Origin of the sequence: Arthrobacter sp. 2MCAF15, from assembly GCF_052115605.1 — a bacterium.
In the GTDB taxonomy this organism is placed as follows: Bacteria; Actinomycetota; Actinomycetes; order Actinomycetales; family Micrococcaceae; genus Arthrobacter.
This window is the reverse complement of sequence record NZ_JBFRGZ010000002.1, coordinates 258,150-275,918: the sequence shown is the minus strand read 5'-3', so window position 1 is coordinate 275,918 and position 17,769 is coordinate 258,150. Positions and strand designations below refer to the sequence as shown.

Here is a 17,769-nt window from a genome sequence, read left to right as displayed (position 1 = left end):
CGTTCCGGGTGAACATGTTTCCCAGCGGGACATGCCCATTCATGGCTGCCAGGTCCGGGCCTCCCTGCGGGACATGCCCATTCTTCGCCGCGGCCCGTGGGCACCCGGGCATCATGCTCATTGGTAGAGCCGGGCCGTGGACATGTGCAACGCAGTAGCCCTGCCACGGGGGACATGCCCATTACTCGAGCCGAGGAACGGGCATGTCCCGCCTGGGGATGCGCGTGAGCACCACCCCGGACGCGGGATCCGGCCTGCGGCTAATGGCCGGCGAGGTCTTCGAAGTCGACGTCCTCGCCGTCGTCCGGGTCGGTGTCCTGGCCCTCATCGYTTCGGTGCCGGTACGTCAGCACGGCGCCGGCAGCCGCGAGGAGCACGCCCGCRATCAGGAAGATGATGCCGCCGAGCCGGGCACCGGAATAGGTGTCGCGGATGGCCCGCGCCTCGTCCGTGGCGTCCTGGACGTTCCTGCCGCCCACCGAATACACGGTGGCATTGAAGGAATCGAGGAAGAAGATGATCACCAGCAAGGCGATGCAGACGACGGCGATCACAGCGCCGGCGATCAGCGCCGGCTTGGCGTAGCGGGCCAGCCCCTGCGGGCTCGTGCGCTCCTGCCCGTCGTCGTCGTATCCGGCTGTGTCCTGCCCGGCTGTGTCCTCTGAGATGCTGTCGCCTGTGCCGCTGTCTTCCATGCCGTCAAGCCTAGCCCCCGTGTTCCGGTCACAGGGTGCCGGCGGGGCTCAACTACGCTGGATGGCATGACTGACGCGCCGCAGGAAAATATTGCCCCGATCCTCACCCCGGAGGGCTGGGAGCTGCTGGCGTCGCTGGGCCCGTACCGCGAGGACGAGGCCTTCCGCCTCACCGCCGCACTGCGCAAGGCCGGGCACTCCCCCGAGCTCGTCTCGGCCGTGCTCACGCAATCCCGGCTGCGGACCAAGGCCGAGGCCAAATTCGGCGAATTCGCCCGGCAGATGATCTTCACCAAGGCCGGCCTGGAGCAGGCCACCAGGCTCACCGTCGCGGCACGGCACGCGCAGCGGTTCGCGGAGGCCGGGATCGGCCACGTCGCTGACCTGGGCTGCGGGCTGGGGGCCGATGCGATGGCCCTGGCGTCACTGGATCTGGTAGTCACCGCAGTGGAAATGGACGAGGCCACGGCCGCCTGCGCCACCATGAACCTGATCCCATTCCGCAATGCCACGGTGGTCCATTCGGATGCCACCACGGTGCCGCTCGACGGGGTCGACGGCGTCTGGCTCGACCCGGCCCGGCGCACCACGTCGACATCGGGAACCAAACGGATCTGGGATCCGGAGGATTTCTCCCCTCCGCTGTCCTTCGCGGAGTCGCTGGCCGGCTCCGGCCGCGCCGTGGGCGTGAAGATGGGGCCGGGCATGCCGCACGATTCCGTGCCCGCGGGTTGCGAGGCCCAGTGGGTCTCGGTCGGCGGGGACGTGACCGAGGTGGCCCTGTGGTTCAACGCGGTGCGGCGTCCCGGTGTGCGGCGCGCGGCCCTCCTGCTCGGCCCGCAGGGGGCTTCCGAACTCACCAGCGACGAGGACTTCGACGGCGGCCCAGCGGCGCCCGTGGGTCCCGTGGAGGGGTATCTGTACGAGCCCGACGGCGCGGTCATCCGCGCCGGGCTGGTGGCCGACGTCGCCCTCCAGCTGGGCGGGCACCTCGTGGACGAGCACATTGCCTACATCTGCGCCCCGGATCTGCGCGATACGCCGTTCGCCAAGGCCTACAAGGTCCTCGAGGTGATGCCCTTCAACGTCAAGGCCCTCAAGTCCTGGGTCAAGGAACAAGGAATCGGAGTCCTGGACATCAAGAAGCGCGGCACGGCCGTCACGCCGGAGGAGCTGCGCAAGCAGCTCCTGCCCGGCGGAAAACCGGCCGGTTCCAAGGGCAAGGGCAAGAAATCAGCCACCCTGGTCCTCACCAGGATCGGCGAGGACCGGGTGGCCATCTCGGTGGAGCCCGTCTAGCCCCCGCCGGCCCGCCCGGCCGCCGGGTTTGGGCGACACGGCAGCTACTGGGCCCGCATGAAGTCCTCGGCGGCCCTGACCTGCTCATCCGTGGGACGGATCCCGGTGTAGAGCACGAACTGCTCCAGCGCCTGGATCGTCGCCACCTCGGCGCCCGTGATCACCCTCTTGCCGGCCGCGCGGGCGGCCTTGATGAGCGGTGTCTCGGCCGGGAGGGCGACGACGTCGAACACCACCTTCGCGGCGTCGATCGCTTCCTGCGGGAAGGACAACGACGCGGCGTCCGGTCCGCCGGCCATACCGATCGGGGTTATGTTGATGATCATGTCGGCCGTGCCTTTGCCGGACTTGGCGGAGCCCAGTTCCGCGCTCCAGCCGAATCCGTACTGGTCGGCCAGGGCGCGGCCGGAGGCTTCGTTGCGGGCAACGACGGTCACGTCCTTGAAGCCGGCATCCCGCAGCGCAGCCACGGTGGCCTTGGCCATGCCGCCGGAGCCCAAGACCAGCACCGAGTAGTCGGTGGGGACGGCGTTGCGCTGCAGGAGCTGCTCAATTGCCGTGTAGTCGGTGTTGTAGGCCGTGAGCCGGGCGGCGTCGTTGACGATGGTGTTGACCGAATCGATGGCCTTCGCCGAAGGGTCCATGACGTCCACGAGGGCGATCACGTCTTCTTTGTAGGGCATGGACACCGCGCAGCCGCGGATGCCGAGGCCGCGCACGCCGGCGATCGCCTGGGCGAGGTCGGTGGGGGCGAAGGCCTTGTAGATCCAGTTCAGGCCCAACTGCTCATACAGGTGGTTATGGAAGCGCGTCCCGTTGTTGCTGGGCCGGGCCGAGAGCGAGATACACAGGGTCATGTCTTTGTTCAGAATGGGCACAGCTCCATTAAACGCCAGGACGGGTCCGGTCCCGCGGCCGCCACGCAAACCGTCAGTATCCAGCCACGTTTGTGAACACACTCACGCATCAGCGGTAACTTAGGCACCGTCCCGGGGCTGCCCCTGCACTAGACTTGGACCACCCGTAGCCCTGCCAGCCCTCCCGGCCGGCGCCCTGGTGTGGGAATGGCATGTGGCACCGCCGGTGGCACGTCCAGGGGCGCGTCCGAGGGTATCAGCCAGCGCATGTCCCATCAGGACCACGGCCAGTGACAGCAAAACAGTGAAGGGACCACATGAAGATCGAGTTCGCTTCATCCAAGCAGTCGACTCTGGGCGTGGAATGGGAGCTCGCGCTCGTCGACGCCGAAACCGGCGAACTGGCCTCCGTGGCGAACCAGGTGCTCCGCGGAGTCGCTTCCCGGCACCCCGAACTCAACGAAGACGACGAGCACCCGCACATCAAGCAGGAACTGCTGCTGAACACCGTGGAACTCGTCACGGGCATCTGCACCACCGTCGCCGAAGCCAAGGCGGACCTGAACAGCTCCCTCGCGGCTGTCCGGGATGTCACCGATCCCATGGGCGTGGAGGTCTTCTGCGCCGGAAGCCATCCGTTCAGCCCGCCCCAGCTGCAGCCCGTCACGGACAAGGAACGCTACGCCAAGCTCATTGACCGGACCCAGTGGTGGGGCCGGCAGATGGTCATCTATGGCGTCCACGTGCACGTCGGGCTGGACAGCCGGGACAAGGTCCTTCCGGTTCTGGACGGCCTGGTCAACTACTTCCCGCACTTCCAGGCGCTCTCGGCCTCCAGCCCGTTCTGGGGCGGCGAGGACACCGGCTACGCCTCGCACCGTGCGCTGATGTTCCAGCAGCTGCCCACCGCCGGGCTGCCGTTCCAGTTCGCCAGCTGGGAGGACTACGAGTCCTACGTGCAGGACATGTTCACCACAGGGGTGATCGACACGCTCTCCGAGATCCGCTGGGACATCCGTCCCGTCCCGGCCCTCGGCACCATCGAGATGCGCATCTGCGACGGCCTGGCGACCCTGGAGGACGTCGGGGCCATCGCTGCATTGACGCAGTGCCTTGTCGACGAATTTTCCACCACGCTGGAGAACGGCGGCACCATTCCCACCATGCCGCCGTGGCACGTCCAGGAAAACAAGTGGCGGGCGGCCCGGTACGGCCTGGAGGCAATCATCATCCTCGACGCCGAAGGCAACGAGCAGCTCGTCACGGAGCACCTGCGCGAGACCCTCAAGCGGCTTGAGCCCGTCGCGGCGAAGCTGGGCTGCAGCGCCGAGCTGGCCGACGTCGAGAAGATCATCGAGCGCGGCGCCGGCTACCAGCGGCAGCGCCGGGTGGCCGCCGAGCACGGCGGGGACCTGCGCGCCGTCGTCCTGGATCTGGTCAAGCAGATGCGGCAGGGCCCCGACGCCTAGGTTCGGCGCGCCCAACTGCCTCCATGGAGGCGGCGTTTCAGCCGGTCGAAGCTCCGGTCGATCGAAGGATCAGGCGGAAACCGTCGTGACCGGCATCGAGGAGTCCGGGGCAAACCCGATCCCGCTCGGTTCCACCCCGGCCATGACCAGTTGTGCCCCGAGTGCGGCCACCATGGCGCCGTTGTCCGTGCACAGCGGCAGCGGCGGCACCGTCAGCCGGATCCCGGCGGCACGGCAGCGCTGTTCGGTGAGCTGGCGCAGCCGCGAGTTCGCGGCGACGCCACCGCCCAGGAGGACCTCGGTGATGCCGTTTTCGCGGCAGGCCAGCACCGCCTTGGAGGTAATGACGTCCACCACGGCTTCCTGGAAAGCCGCGGCGATGTCCGCGACGGGAACGGCCTCGCCGCGGGCCTCGAACTGCTCCACGCAGCGGGCGACGGCGGTCTTGAGCCCGCTGAAGGACCAGTCGTAGCGGTGCGGCCCGGGCTCCTCGGCGGTCCCCATGTACTTGGGCTGGGTCAGGCCGCGCGGGAACCGGATGGCCTTCGCGTTGCCGGTGCGCGCGAGCTTGTCGATGGCCGGGCCGCCCGGATAGCCCAGGCCCAGGAGCCGCGCCACCTTGTCGTAGGCTTCGCCGGCGGCGTCGTCGATCGTGGACCCCAGCAACTCGACGTCGTCCGTGATGCTCCTGATCCGCAGGATCTCGGTGTGGCCGCCGGACACCAGGAGCGCGCCCATGTTCTCCGGCAGCGCCAGCGGCGGCTGCTGGGACGGTTCGCCGGACTGCGCCATTGTGCCGGCGCCGTTCTGGAGGAGCCCGACGCCGACATGCGCGACCAGGTGGTTGATGGCGTAAAGCGGTTTTCCGGTGGCGACGGCGAGCGCCTTGGCCGCGCACACCCCCACCATCAGCGCCCCTGCCAGGCCAGGCCCGGAGGTGACGGCGATCGCGTCAATGTCGGCCAGCGACACGGCCGCCTCCGCCAGCGCTTCCTCGAGGGTGGGGACGAATGCGTCGAGGTGGGCGCGGGAGGCGATCTCGGGAATCACGCCGCCGAAGCGGACGTGCTCGTCCATGGAGGACGAGACGGTGTTCGTCAGCAGGGCGGTCCCCCGGACGATGCCGACGCCGGTTTCGTCACAGGAGGACTCGATGCCGAGCACGAGCGGCTGGGTGCGGTTCAAGGTCGGCCTGCTTCCTCTGGCTGGGGGCTGAGCGGTTCGCGGGGCAGCTGGAGCCGCATGATCAGGGCGTCGACGCCGTCGCGGTAGTAGCGGGGGCGGATGTGGATCTGTTCAAAACCGAAGCGCCGGTAGAGCTGCTGGGCGCGGGGGTTGTCCGCCCTGACCTCCAGCAGCACGTCCTGGGCGCGTCGGCGTTTGCTCTCCACGATCAGCTCGGTGAGCAGCGCCGAGCCGATGCCCTTGCCTTCCTGCTCGGGCACGACGGCGATGGTCTGGACGTCGGAGATCGGTTCGATGCACATGAGCCCGGCGTAGCCCACGATCCCGCCCTGGATCTCCGCCACGAGATAGCGGCGGGTGTCCGCCTGCGCCAACTCGTCGTGGAACATCTGCAGCGGCCAGGCATCCACGGGAAACAGCCGGCGCTCCAGTTCGTGGACGGCGGGGATGTCCGCGGCGTCCATGTCGCGCAGGGTGACCCCGCCGGGCAGCCTCGGCGGTGTGGTGTGTTCCGCGCTCACAGGGCACGCTTCCGGGGTCCGGGCACCTGGGCGTCGGACTCGCGCAGGTACAGGGGCGTGGAGTCCAGGAGCTGTTCGCCCGCGGCGAACCGGGCGAGTGCGAACTGGCCCAGGGAGAGGGCCTCCGGCTGCCGGGTGCTGAATTCGGCGACCGCCTTGACGACGTCGGAGTAGATTCCGGCCCCGGCGCCGTAGACCGGCAGATCCGGCAGATCCGCGGCGAAGCCCACGTGCGGGCCGTCTGCCAGGTGCGGCAGCTGGGCATCGGCGAAGGTGTACCGGGCCCAGTACACCTCCTTGCGGCGCGCATCGGTGGCCACAATGAACTCCGCGGCCGAGTCGGTGGATTCGGCCACTTCCAGGGCGATCGCGTCCAGGCTCATGACCCCGTACAGCGGCTTCCCCCAGACAAAGGCAAGCGTGCGGGCGGTGACGATCCCGGAGCGCAGCCCCGTGAACGGTCCGGGACCCACGCCGGTGACGATTGCGTCGACGTCGCTCCCGCTGACTCCGGCCTCGGCCAGGAGCCCGTCGATCCCCGGGGCCAGGACCTCAGCGTGGGTACGTGTATCCTCGGTGGCGAAGCTGGCCAGCACCGATTCCGGCGCGTCATCGGAGACCAGCGCGGCGCTGGCGACGGCCGAGGTGTCGATGGCGAGAATGAGCATCAGGAATTCCGTTCCGGGGTCTGGGGCGCGGTCAGCGGGTCTGGCTGCGGCTCAGGCAGGGTCTCGACGCCGGGCAGCGAACCGCCCTTCGACAGCGTCTCGACGCCGGGCAGGGCCGGGGCTTGGGCCCAGCGCGGGCCGAAGCCGCGGATCACGACGGACCGTGGTTCGTCGTCGTCGTCCGTGTCAAAGTCCAGCACGCTGGGATCGGCGGGCGCCAGGGGGGCGCCGGCGGGGTGCGTCACGGCGGGCACGCCGGCGGCGCCCCCGCGGGGGCGATGCAGCTCCACCTCAAGCCGGCTGTCGCTCAGGTGTTCAACCCGGCCGCGGCCCCACTCGACCACCGTCACGGCACTGTCCATGGTGTTTTCAAGGTCGATGTCATCGATTTCGGCGGCCGACTCCAGCCGGTAGGCGTCCACATGCACCAGGTCCGGACCACCGGGCCGGGGTCCGCCAGGCAGATTGGGGTGGATGCGCACCAGGACGAACGTCGGCGAAATGATGCCTGACCGCACGCCCAGCCCCTCCCCCAGCCCCTGCGTGAAGGTGGTCTTGCCGGCACCGAGTTCGCCGGTCAGGACCAGCAGGTCGCCCGGTTCCAGGACGGCGCCGAGGGCTGCGGCGAGCGCGTGCGTCTCGGCCGCCGTCCGTACCTCAAGGCCTAGTTCCCACGCTGGCCCGCTCACGGCCGCTCTTCGACGGTGGAGGGCTCTTCGTGAAGGTAGCGGCGCGGCACCCGGGGGCTGATCCGGGTGACGATTTCGTAGTTGTTGGTGCCGGCGGCCCGGGCCCAGTCATCGGCCGTGGGTCCGCCGTCGGCGCCGTCGCCGAACAGCACCGCCTCGGCCCCGAGGAGGCTCTGGCCCCCGGACGCCACATGKCGCGGTCCGAGGTCGATCACCATCTGGTCCATCGCGATACGCCCCACCACCGGATAGTTCACGCCCTCGACCCGGACCGGGCCGCCGGTGGCGATGCGCGGCACGCCGTCGGCGTAGCCCAGCGGGATGAGTCCGAGGGTGCTGACCCCGTCGGTGCGGTAGTTCAGCCCGTAGGAAACGCCCTGCCCGGCGGGCACGTCCTTGCAGTGCGACACCACGGTGCGGACGGTCATGGCCGGGCGCAGCCCGAGTTCGGCCGGGCGTTGACCCTCGAAGGGGGACAGCCCGTACAGGCCCAGCCCCACGCGGACCAGGTCAAAATGGGTGTCCGGCCGGGAGAGGGTGGCCGGGGTGTTGGCCAGGTGGCGGACCTCGGGGTCCACACCGGCGTCCTGGGCGATGGCGAGGACCTGCCGGAACGCGGCGAGCTGGTCATCGGTTTCGGGCCGTTCCGGTTCGTCGGCGACGGCCAGGTGGGAGAAGATCCCCACGACCCGGAGCAGGCCCTGGTCCTGGTATTCCATGGCCTCGCCCACCAGGCTGTCCCAGGTGTCAAGAGTGGCGCCGTTGCGGCCGAGCCCGGTGTCGACCTTCAGGTGGACGCGGGCGGGCCGTTCCTGTTCGCGGGCGGCGGCGACAATCCGGTCCAGCTCCCAGCCCGAGCAGCCGATGTCGATGCCTGCGGCCACCGCGGCGCCGAAGTTGCTGTCCGGGGTGTGCAGCCAGGCCAGCAGCGGCGCCTCAATCCCGGCGGCGCGCAGGGCGAGGGCCTCGGAAATGTGGGCGACGCCCAGCCAGCTGGCGCCCGCGCCGAGTGCCGCCCGGGCCACCTGGACGGCGCCGTGCCCGTAGGCGTCGGCCTTGACCACGGCCATCACCTGCGCGGGTGAGGCCACTGCAGCGATGTGGCGGACGTTGTGCCGGATGGCGTCGAGGTCGATTACTGCCGAGCGTTCCTCAGCGTGGGCCGGCACTGCCGCCGAACCGGGCAGGAGTTCGCCTGTTGATGCTTGGTAAGTCACTTAACGATTCTAGGCGCGGCGCCGCGGGCCGAATAATCCGCGGGCAGGTCCACCGCTGGACATGCCCTCCCTTCCCGCGGGACATGCCCATTCCTCACACCAACCACGGGGCACAACACATACCTGCCCACGCCCCGGCCCCGCCAGGGGACATGTCCAGTGGTGGCGGAACCCCGGAGACCCACCACCGGCGCTCCCCCGCGGGACATGCCCATTCCTCACACCAACCACGGGGCACAACACGTACCTGCCCACGCCCCAGCCCCGTCAGGGGACATGTCCAGTGGTGGCGGAACCCCGGAGACCCACCACCGGCACTCCCCCGCGGGACATGCCCATTCTTCACACCAACCACGGGGCACAACAGATACCTGCCCACGCCCCAGCCCCGTCGCGGGACATGTCCTGTGGTGGCACGAACCCGGGGAACCGCCAGGCCATGCTCCGGTGGCGCAGCTACGCGTCGGACAGGTGCGCGATGGTCGCCGTCGCCCGCCGCTGCGCCCCGGGCGGAACATCGCGCACAATGTCCTCCAGGAAGCGGTAGCGGCGCAGCCATTGACTGCCTTGGCGTTCCTTCCGGGCGTTGGCCCGCTGCCACCAGTCGGCAATGTCCCCCCAACCGGGTGCTGCAAGTGAGCCGCCAACCTCCTGTACAGCCAGGGCGGCGCACAGATTGGCGAAGCGGAGCCGGTCGCCCAGCGGCCAGCCGGCCAGGGACCCGACAATGAACGCCGCGCCGAAGCAGTCCCCGGCACCCGTGGGATCGTATGCGCGGACAGGCAGGGACGGGACCCACTCCTCCTCCCCGGTTTCGGAATCGACGGCCATGGACCCCTGGGCGCCGAGCGTGACCACCGCCACCGGGACCCGGTCCGCGAGCGAATACAACGCGGACCACGGGTCGTCGCGGCCGGTGAAGTTCATGGCTTCATGCTGGTTCGGCATGAAGGCGTGGAAATACCTCAGGTTGTCCAGCCGGGACGAGGACCACGCGCCGGTGGGATCCCAGCCGACGTCGCCGAACAGCCGGACGCCATTCTTCTGCGCATCGACGGCCCACGGTTCGAGTTCCTCCCCCAGCTCGGCAACGGCTGCGAGCGCCGGCGGCGGACAGCCGACCAGTTCGCTGGAGGACACCGGTGCCGGGTGCCCGTGCGTCACCATGGACCGGTCTTTCTCCACGCTTAAGGACACCGTGACGGGCGAATGCCAGCCCGGCACGCGCCGCGAGAGGGACAGGTCCACATGTTCCTGGGCGGCCAGGATCTTCCAGTTGTAGTCGCCGTAGCCGTCGTCGCCGAACACGGCGGCCAGGCCGGTCCGCAGCCCCAGCCGGGACGCGGCGATCGCCTGGTTGGCGACACCCCCGGGGCAGCTGCCCATCCCGTCGCTCCAGATTTCCGTCCCGGGCTCGGGCGCGTGGGGCAGCCCGGTGAAGATGATGTCCTGGAACACGGTGCCGGTCAGGAGCAGGTCGAACCCGTCCGCGGCGGGGCTGCGGACGGCGGACAGCGGGTCAAAACGCCGCGTCGGGTTCGCGTCCATATACGGCACACTACGCTGTACGTCCGTCGAGGGATACTGCGGGAAGCCGGGCCGTGACCAGCGGGGAATAGACTGTTCCGCATGCGGCTCACGATCGCCGGCGGGGGCGGGTTCCGGGTCCCGCTGGTCTACCGGGCGCTCTCTGCCGGCCCGTTCGCGGGGCTGGTGCGGGAGCTGGTGCTTTACGACGTCGACCCGGCCCGGCTGGCGGCCATCGAGGCGGTCCTGGCCTCCCTGGCCCGGCACGGCCCGCCCGGTTCCGGCCCGAGTGTCCGTGCCGTGTCCTCCCTCCCCGAGGCCCTCGACGGCGCCGACATGGTCTTCGCCGCGATCCGGCCAGGGGGCACCGCCGGGCGGACCGCCGACGAGCGGGTGGCCCTGGACCTCGGGCTCCTGGGCCAGGAAACCACCGGCGCCGGCGGCATCTCCTACGCGCTGCGGTCCATTCCGCCGATGCTGCATCTCGCCGAGGAGATGCGCCGCCGCTGCCCCGAGGCGTGGCTGCTGAACTTCACCAACCCGGCCGGCATGGTCACCGAGGCCCTCGTCCCGGTGCTCGGGCACCGGGTGATCGGGATCTGCGACTCAGCCAGCGGCCTGGTGCACCGCGCGGCGCGGGCTGCCGGCGTCGCACTGCCGGAGGGCACGCTCGACGGCGTGGGCTACTACGGCCTGAACCACCTCGGCTGGCTGTACCGGCTCGAGGCCGGAGGCCGGGACGCCCTCCCGGAGCTGCTCGCGAACCCTGCGGCGCTGGCCGGATTCGAAGAAGGGCGGTTGTTCCCGCCGGAGATGCTCGCCGGCCTTGGCTGCCTGCCCAACGAGTACCTCTTCTACTACTACTGCACCGCCCGGGCTGTCGCCGGCATGCGTGGTGCGGACCTGACCCGCGGGGAATCCATCGCCCGTCAGCAAGCGGATCTCTATCCCCGGCTGGCTGCCGCGGGACCCAACGCTTTCGCCCTCTGGGATGCGGCCCGCCGGTCCCGCGAGGAAGGCTATCTCGCGGAGGCCCGCGCCTCGGGCGAACACCGTGACGAGACCGACCTCGCCGGCGGCGGCTACGAGCGGGTGGCCCTGGCGGCCATGCGGGCCCTGTCCGGAGGCGGCACGGCCAGCCTGATCCTCAACACCCTCAACACGGTCCGCGGCGCCACCGGCCCGGCGCGTGATGCCGGTGCGGGGTCTGCGGCGCCGGCGGTGCCGGCCGTCCCGGGACTGCCGGCGGACGCCGTCGTCGAGGTTCCGTGCAGGGTGACACCCGACGGCGCCGCGCCGGTCCCGCAGGATCGTCCCGGCCCGGCGCAACTGGAACTGATGCGGCGTGTCAAGGACGTCGAGCGGCTCGTCGTGGAGGCGGCGACCACGGGTCGGCGGGAGGCAGCCCTCGCGGCCTTCGCCCGGCATCCGCTCGTGGATTCGGCGGACCTGGCCGGCAAACTGCTCGCCGGCTACGAATCCGCGTTCCCGGAGCTGGGCCGCCTCTGGCAGGGCGGCCGGTAACGACCGGTGGCCAGTAGCGGCCCGCCAGCAGGAGCGGCCCGCCATCAGCGGGCAGTCCCCTACAGCTTCCGGTACATCACGTGCAGTCCCACATAGCCCAGCTCCGGGTGGTTGAACGCCTCGGGAATGGTCGCGAGCACTTCGAAACCCATGGACTTCCAGGCCGCAACCGCCCGGACGTTGCTCTCAACGACCGCGTTGAACTGCATGGCCCGGAAGCCGGCTTCACGCGCGGCCTCTAGCGAATAGGCGCAGAGGGCCCGGGCCAGTCCACGGCCGGCCTGGGCGGGGTGGACCATGTAGCCGGCGTTGGCGACATGGCTGCCGCCGCCGCCCTGGTTCGGGTGCAGCTCGCCGGTGCCAAGGACGGCGCCCGCTGCCGGCTCGCCGTCACCAGCCAGGTCACCGGACACATCGCCGGGCGCGTCACCGGCCAGGTCGTCGGGCCCGACGGCGACCGCGACGAAGGTCTGCCCCGGCGCCTGCTTGAACCAGCGCCCGCGGGCCTCGTCCTCGGCGGTGTCCCGGTCCCACGTAAAAGTCTCCCCGGCCCGGATGACGGGTTCCAGGATCGCCCAGATGCCCGGCCAGTCCTCCGGGCGGGCCTCCCGGATTGTCCACCCGGCTGCCGGACCAGATTCTGCAGATGCGCTCACAGCGGCCACGTTAGCAGCACGATCATGGTTGCCGCCCGGTATGGGTCAAAGCGTGACCCGTGAACCGGCCGGCACTTCAGGAGTAGTGTTTTATCGAAACGCATTTTGCAGTGGAAATTGTGCAAGACAATGCACTCCGAAAGGGAAAGGGGAACCGTGTCGCTGATCCGCCGCGTCGCATTCCTTTCCCTGCACACTTCGCCCATGGAGCAGCCCGGCTCCGGTGACGCCGGCGGAATGAACGTGTACGTGCGGGCGCTGGCGGCGGCCCTGGCCGAGACGGGCGTGGAAGTGGAGATCTTCACCCGGTCCACCTCAGCCTCGCAGCCCGCCGTCGAACACCCCTCCCCGGGCGTGTGCGTGCACAACGTCCTCGCCGGCCCGCCGCGGAAGCTGCCCAAGGAGGAGCTGCCGGAGCTGCTGCACAGCATGGTCGCCGAGATCGACCGCATCCGGCACCTCCAGCCGCACGGCCGGTATGACGTCATCCATTCCCACTACTGGGTGTCCGGGGTGGCCGGGCTGGAGCTCGCGGAGCTGTGGCAGCTGCCCCTCATCCACACCATGCACACGATGGCCAAGGTCAAGAACCAGCTCCTGGAGTCCGGCGAGCAGCCCGAGCCGCGGCGGCGCGAGGACGGCGAGCAGCGGATTGTCGACGGCGCGTCCCGGCTGGTCGCCAATACCGGCACCGAGGCGGCCGAGCTGGTCTCGCACTACAACGCAGACATCGACCGCATCGACGTCGCCCCGCCGGGCGTAGACCTGGCGGTCTTCACGCCGGCCTTCAGGAACCGTGCCAGGGCCCAGCATGGCATTGCCCCGGGCAAGTTCCACCTGCTGTTCGCGGGCAGGATCCAGCGGCTGAAGGGCCCGCAGATCCTGGTCAAGGCTGCCGCGCTCCTGCGTTCCCGGCGCCCGGACATCGACCTGCAACTGACCATTCTGGGGGCCGTCAGCGGCGCCAAGGACTTCAACCTCAAGTCGCTGATCAGCGCCGCCGGAATGGACGACGTCGCCACGCACCACCCGCCCGTGAACGCCCCGGAGCTGGCCGGCTGGTACCGGTCGGCCGACGTCGTGGTGATGCCCTCCTATAGCGAGTCCTTCGGTCTGGTGGCCCTGGAAGCACAGGCCTGCGGCACGCCCGTCCTGGCCACGAAGGTGGGTGGCCTCTCCCGCGCCGTGCAGGACGGGCGCACGGGGATGCTGATCGAGGGCCACAAGGCCAGCGACTGGGCGGACGCCCTCGAAGCGCTCTTCGATGACACCCAAACGCGCACGGATATGGGGCGCGCCGCCGCGATCCACGCCCAGGACTTCGGCTGGCAGCGCACCGCCGCGATAACGCTGGAGAGCTATCACACTGCCGTGAGCCAGTATTTTGGAAGCCTGACCATCCCGGTGGGCCACACGCCCTGAACCGGATCCGCCCCGACCCCCGCCCGGCAACACCGGAGCGGGACAAACCCGCCGAAGCCACGAGCCGAAGGACAACGATGTCTGAGACCACCACTGCCGGGAACAACGTGCCCAGCGACCTTGAAATTGCCCAGCGGGCCGTCATGAAGCCGATCGTGGAGATTGCCGCGGCCGCCGGCATCAACCCGGACGCGCTGGAACTCTACGGGCCCTATAAGGCCAAGATCGATCCCGCGAAGCTGACCGTTCCGGCTGGCGCCCCCGTACGGGCCTCCGGCAAGGTCGTGCTGGTCTCGGCCATGTCCCCCACCCCGGCGGGCGAGGGCAAGTCCACCACCACGGTCGGCCTCGCCGATTCCCTGGCCCGGGCCGGGCACAAGGTGATGATCGCCCTGCGCGAACCCTCCCTCGGACCCATCCTGGGCATGAAGGGCGGCGCCACCGGCGGCGGGTACTCCCAGGTGCTGCCGATGGACCAGATCAACCTGCACTTCACCGGCGACTTCCACGCCATCACCTCCGCGAACAACGCCCTCATGGCCCTCGTGGACAACCACATCTTCCAAGGCAACGAGCTCAACATCGACCCGCGCCGGATGACCTTCAAACGGGTCCTGGACATGAACGACCGGTCTCTCCGGGAGGTCGTGATCGGGCTCGGCGGACCGGCCCAGGGCACGCCGCGGCAGGACGGCTTCGACATCACCGTGGCCTCGGAGATCATGGCGGTGTTCTGCCTCGCCACGGACCTCAACGATCTGCGCGAACGGCTGGGCCGGATCACCTTCGGCTACACCTATGACCGCCGGCCCGTCACAGTGGCCGATCTCGGCGTGCAGGGCGCCCTGACCATGCTGCTCAAGGACGCCATCAAGCCCAACCTCGTGCAGACCATCGCCGGCACCCCGGCCCTTGTGCACGGCGGGCCCTTCGCCAACATCGCCCACGGCTGCAACTCCCTCATCGCCACGCAGACGGCCCGCAGCCTTGCGGACATCGTGGTCACCGAGGCAGGCTTTGGCGCGGACCTCGGTGCCGAAAAGTACATGGACATCAAGTCGCGGATAGCCGACGTCGCCCCGTCCGCCGTCGTCATCGTCGCCACCGTCCGGGCGCTCAAGATGCACGGCGGCGTGCCGAAGGACCGGCTCACCGAACCCAACGTCGAAGCCCTCGCCGCCGGCGTCGCCAACCTGCAGCGCCACATCCGCAACGTCGAGAAGTTCGGCATCATCCCGGTGGTGGCGGTCAACAAATTCGGCACGGACACCGCCGAGGAACTGGACTGGCTGCTCGAGTGGTGCGCCGCCGAGGGTGTGCAGGCCGCTGTGGCCGACGTCTGGGGCCGCGGCGGGGGCGGCGACGGCGGGGACGAGCTCGCGGCGAAGGTAGCCGCAGCGATCGACACCCCGCACAGCTTCCGCCACCTGTACCCGCTGGACATGTCCGTTGAGGACAAGATCCGGACCATCGTGCAGGAGGTCTACGGTGCCGACGGCGTGGACTTCTCGGTGCCCGCGCTCAAACTGCTGGCGGAGATCGAGAAAAACGGCTGGTCCGGGATGCCGGTGTGCATGGCGAAGACCCAGTATTCCTTCACCGACGACGCCACCCGGCTCGGCGCCCCCAAGGGCTTCACCATCCACGTCCGGGACCTCATCCCCAAGACCGGGGCCGGCTTTATCGTGGCCCTCACCGGCGCGGTCATGACCATGCCCGGCCTGCCCAAGGTCCCGGCCGCGATGCGGATGGACGTCGACGACGCCGGCAACCCGGTCGGCCTGTTCTAACCCCCGTTGCGCTATCACTTTGGGCTGCCATTTCGGTCCTTTGACCGCTGTTGACCGCTCCAAGTGATAGCGCAACCGGGGCCCTGTGGATAACCGGAGCGGGGACCCGGCGTTCGGACCAGAATGGTCCGCATGCACCCACCAGCACCCCTGCCGGCCCACCTTTCCGCCGCCCCGTTCACGGTCTATGAGGCGCGAGCCGCCAGCCTGGGCAGTGCCCGGCTCCGTTCCTCCGACCTCAGCTCGGCGGGCCGGCTGATCCATGTGCCGACGGGTTGGGAGTTTGAAATCCGAAGCCTGGCCCGTGCCCTGTCTGCTGCTACGCCGGGCGCGTGGATTTCGCACCTCACGGCGGCTGTACTGCTGGGGCTGTGGCTTCCGTCCTGGTACCTCGGCTGCCGCGAACTGCATCTGAGCAAGTGCCGTGCCCTGCCGCCGGTCCGGCGTGCGGGCGTGGTTGGGCATACCGTTCTTGCGTTCGACGACGAGCTCATGGTCCTGGACGGAATCCGAATTTCAACACCCGCCCGGACCTGGCTGGACCTTGCCCGCATCCTGCCGCTGGAGGATCTCGTGGCGGTGGGCGATCAGCTGGTGCGGCGTCCCCGCCCTGAACTGGAGAACCGCGCGGAGCCGTGGGCAACCCTTCCCGAGCTGAACACGATGTTGAAGCGCCACCCAAAGCTGAAGGGGATCGTGAGAGCTCGTGAGGCGACGGCACTGATCCGGCCCGGCGCCGACTCTGCCCCCGAGACATTCCTGCGCTTGGCGCTGACCGCAGCCGGGTTGCCGGAGCCGGAGTTGCAGCTCCGGATTGTGCCGGAAGACCCCTACTCCCCCGCCGCGGACCTCGGCTACCGCCGGCAGCGGGTGGCCATCCAGTACGACGGCGGCCACCACCTGACCCGCGAACAGCAGTCCCGGGACAACCGCCGCGACGAAACGTTCAACGCGGCTGGCTGGCGGTATTTCAAATTTAACGCCGACGATCTTGCAGATGACTTCCGCGGCGCGGCCCAAAGAGTCCGGTCCGCCCTTCGTCCCCGTTAACCCCCTTAAACGCCGGTTGCCCTATCACTTACAGCGGCCAAACCAGAGGTTTGGGAGCCGTAAGTGATAGGGCAACCGGGGGGAACGGGTGCGGGAGGCGGGGCGGGTTTAGCGCTCCAGGTCGCCGCGGATGAAGGCCTCGACCTTTTCCCGGGCGAGGTCGTCGTTGAACTGCTCCGGCGGGGACTTCATGAAGTAGCTCGACGCGGAAACCAGCGGGCCGCCGATGCCGCGGTCCAGGCCGATCTTGGCGGCGCGGATGGCGTCGATGATCACGCCGGCGGAGTTGGGCGAGTCCCAGACTTCGAGCTTGTATTCCAGGGACACCGGGGCGTCGCCGAAGTTGCGGCCTTCGAGGCGGACGAAGGCCCACTTGCGGTCATCGAGCCACTGGACGTAGTCCGACGGGCCGATGTGGACGTCCTTGGCGGCGAGCTCAGCCTCGACGTTGGAGGTCACGGCCTGGGTCTTGGAGATCTTCTTGGACTCGAGGCGGTCGCGTTCGAGCATGTTCTTGAAGTCCATGTTGCCACCGACGTTCAGCTGGTACGTGCGGTCCAGGGTGACGCCGCGGTCCTCGAACAGCTTGGCCATGACGCGGTGCGTGATGGTTGCACCGATCTGGCTCTTGATGTCATCGCCCACGATCGGCACGCCCGCGGCGGTGAACTTGTCCGCCCACTCCTTGGTGCCGGCCAGGAACACCGGCAGGGCGTTGACGAACGCCACGCCGGCGTCGATCGCGCACTGGGCGTAGAACTCGGCTGCTTCCTGCGAGCCGACCGGCAGGTAGCAGACCATGACGTCAACCTTGGCGTCCTTGAGGGCCTGGACGACGTCGACCGGCTCCTCCGGGGACTGCTCGATGGTCTCGAGGTAGTACTTGCCGAGGCCGTCCAGGGTGTGGCCGCGCTGGACGGTGACACCGGTCGGCGGGACGTCGGCGATCTTGATGGTGTTGTTTTCGCTGGCCAGGATGGCGGCGGACAGGTCCTGACCCACCTTCTTACCGTCGACGTCGAACGCTGCAACGAACTCGACGTCGCCGACGTGGTACTGGCCGAACTCCACGTGCATCAGGCCCGGAATCGTGGCCTTGGGGTCGGCATCTTTGTAGTACTGGACGCCCTGGACCAGCGAGGTGGCGCAGTTACCTACGCCGACGATTGCAACACGAATCGGATGTGAAGACACGGAACT

At 69.2% G+C, this 17,769-nt stretch carries 16 protein-coding genes; 6 read left to right on the top strand and 10 right to left on the bottom strand.

Going from position 1 to position 17,769, the window contains the following annotated elements; genetic code table 11:
• Positions 1-260: 260 nt before the first annotated feature.
• Entirely contained in the window at positions 261-695 is a 435-nt protein-coding gene (locus tag AB4089_RS03470) for a hypothetical protein (RefSeq protein WP_441407896.1), read from the bottom strand.
• A 66-nt stretch (positions 696-761) separates the two neighbouring features.
• Between AB4089_RS03470 and AB4089_RS03465 the strand changes: the two genes are divergently transcribed.
• On the top strand, positions 762-1,994 hold the full coding sequence (locus AB4089_RS03465) for a THUMP-like domain-containing protein (RefSeq protein ID WP_441407895.1): 1,233 nt from the start codon (positions 762-764) through the stop codon (positions 1,992-1,994).
• A gap of 44 nt (positions 1,995-2,038) precedes the next feature.
• Here the strand turns inward: AB4089_RS03465 and AB4089_RS03460 are convergent, their stop codons facing one another.
• On the bottom strand, positions 2,039-2,872 hold the full coding sequence (locus tag AB4089_RS03460) for a shikimate 5-dehydrogenase (RefSeq protein WP_441407894.1): 834 nt from the start codon (positions 2,870-2,872) through the stop codon (positions 2,039-2,041).
• 296 nt (positions 2,873-3,168) lie between these two features.
• On the opposite strand from AB4089_RS03460, the gene AB4089_RS03455 reads away from it, so the two are divergent.
• The gene (locus AB4089_RS03455) at positions 3,169-4,320 is read left to right on the top strand and encodes a glutamate--cysteine ligase (RefSeq protein WP_441407893.1); all 1,152 of its coding nucleotides are present in this window, start codon (positions 3,169-3,171) and stop codon (positions 4,318-4,320) included.
• Between the two features lie 69 nt (positions 4,321-4,389).
• Here the strand turns inward: AB4089_RS03455 and tsaD are convergent, their stop codons facing one another.
• The 6 genes from tsaD to AB4089_RS03425 form a co-directional block, all read right to left on the bottom strand.
• Positions 4,390-5,505 (bottom strand): tRNA (adenosine(37)-N6)-threonylcarbamoyltransferase complex transferase subunit TsaD, encoded by a 1,116-nt coding sequence (gene tsaD, locus AB4089_RS03450; protein ID WP_441407892.1) that lies wholly within the window; start codon positions 5,503-5,505, stop codon positions 4,390-4,392.
• Positions 5,502-5,969: a ribosomal protein S18-alanine N-acetyltransferase gene (rimI, locus tag AB4089_RS03445; protein ID WP_441407943.1), complete on the bottom strand. Its 468-nt coding sequence runs from the start codon at positions 5,967-5,969 to the stop codon at positions 5,502-5,504. The genes tsaD and rimI overlap by 4 nt, the downstream gene beginning before the upstream one ends.
• Positions 5,970-6,022: 53 nt before the next feature.
• A complete protein-coding gene (tsaB, locus tag AB4089_RS03440; protein WP_441407891.1) occupies positions 6,023-6,694 on the bottom strand; it encodes a tRNA (adenosine(37)-N6)-threonylcarbamoyltransferase complex dimerization subunit type 1 TsaB in 672 nt (223 codons plus the stop codon).
• The gene (tsaE, locus tag AB4089_RS03435) at positions 6,694-7,383 is read right to left on the bottom strand and encodes a tRNA (adenosine(37)-N6)-threonylcarbamoyltransferase complex ATPase subunit type 1 TsaE (protein ID WP_441407890.1); all 690 of its coding nucleotides are present in this window, start codon (positions 7,381-7,383) and stop codon (positions 6,694-6,696) included. Before tsaE ends, tsaB begins: the two co-directional genes overlap by 1 nt.
• Positions 7,380-8,600 (bottom strand): alanine racemase, encoded by a 1,221-nt coding sequence (gene alr, locus AB4089_RS03430; protein WP_441407889.1) that lies wholly within the window; start codon positions 8,598-8,600, stop codon positions 7,380-7,382. Before alr ends, tsaE begins: the two co-directional genes overlap by 4 nt.
• Before the next feature lie 456 nt (positions 8,601-9,056).
• Positions 9,057-10,148 (bottom strand): carbohydrate kinase family protein, encoded by a 1,092-nt coding sequence (locus AB4089_RS03425; RefSeq protein ID WP_441407888.1) that lies wholly within the window; start codon positions 10,146-10,148, stop codon positions 9,057-9,059.
• An 81-nt stretch (positions 10,149-10,229) separates the two neighbouring features.
• Here AB4089_RS03425 and AB4089_RS03420 point away from each other — a divergent pair, with 81 nt between their 5' ends.
• Positions 10,230-11,651: a family 4 glycosyl hydrolase gene (locus tag AB4089_RS03420; protein WP_441407887.1), complete on the top strand. Its 1,422-nt coding sequence runs from the start codon at positions 10,230-10,232 to the stop codon at positions 11,649-11,651.
• Positions 11,652-11,710: 59 nt separating this feature from the next.
• Here AB4089_RS03420 and AB4089_RS03415 read toward each other — a convergent pair whose 3' ends face one another.
• Positions 11,711-12,307, bottom strand: coding sequence for a GNAT family N-acetyltransferase (locus AB4089_RS03415; protein WP_441407886.1), 597 nt, complete (start codon positions 12,305-12,307; stop codon positions 11,711-11,713).
• A gap of 156 nt (positions 12,308-12,463) precedes the next feature.
• Between AB4089_RS03415 and mshA the strand changes: the two genes are divergently transcribed.
• The 3 genes from mshA (at position 12,464) to AB4089_RS03400 (ending at position 16,569) form a co-directional block, all read left to right on the top strand.
• Positions 12,464-13,729, top strand: a complete 1,266-nt coding sequence (mshA, locus tag AB4089_RS03410; RefSeq protein WP_441407885.1) for a D-inositol-3-phosphate glycosyltransferase — start codon at positions 12,464-12,466, stop codon at positions 13,727-13,729.
• A gap of 77 nt (positions 13,730-13,806) precedes the next feature.
• The gene (locus AB4089_RS03405) at positions 13,807-15,519 is read left to right on the top strand and encodes a formate--tetrahydrofolate ligase (RefSeq protein WP_441407884.1); all 1,713 of its coding nucleotides are present in this window, start codon (positions 13,807-13,809) and stop codon (positions 15,517-15,519) included.
• A gap of 132 nt (positions 15,520-15,651) precedes the next feature.
• Entirely contained in the window at positions 15,652-16,569 is a 918-nt protein-coding gene (locus AB4089_RS03400) for a DUF559 domain-containing protein (protein ID WP_441407883.1), read from the top strand.
• Between the two features lie 108 nt (positions 16,570-16,677).
• Here AB4089_RS03400 and AB4089_RS03395 read toward each other — a convergent pair whose 3' ends face one another.
• The gene (locus AB4089_RS03395) at positions 16,678-17,763 is read right to left on the bottom strand and encodes an inositol-3-phosphate synthase (RefSeq protein WP_441407882.1); all 1,086 of its coding nucleotides are present in this window, start codon (positions 17,761-17,763) and stop codon (positions 16,678-16,680) included.
• Between the last annotated feature and the right edge of the window lie 6 nt (positions 17,764-17,769).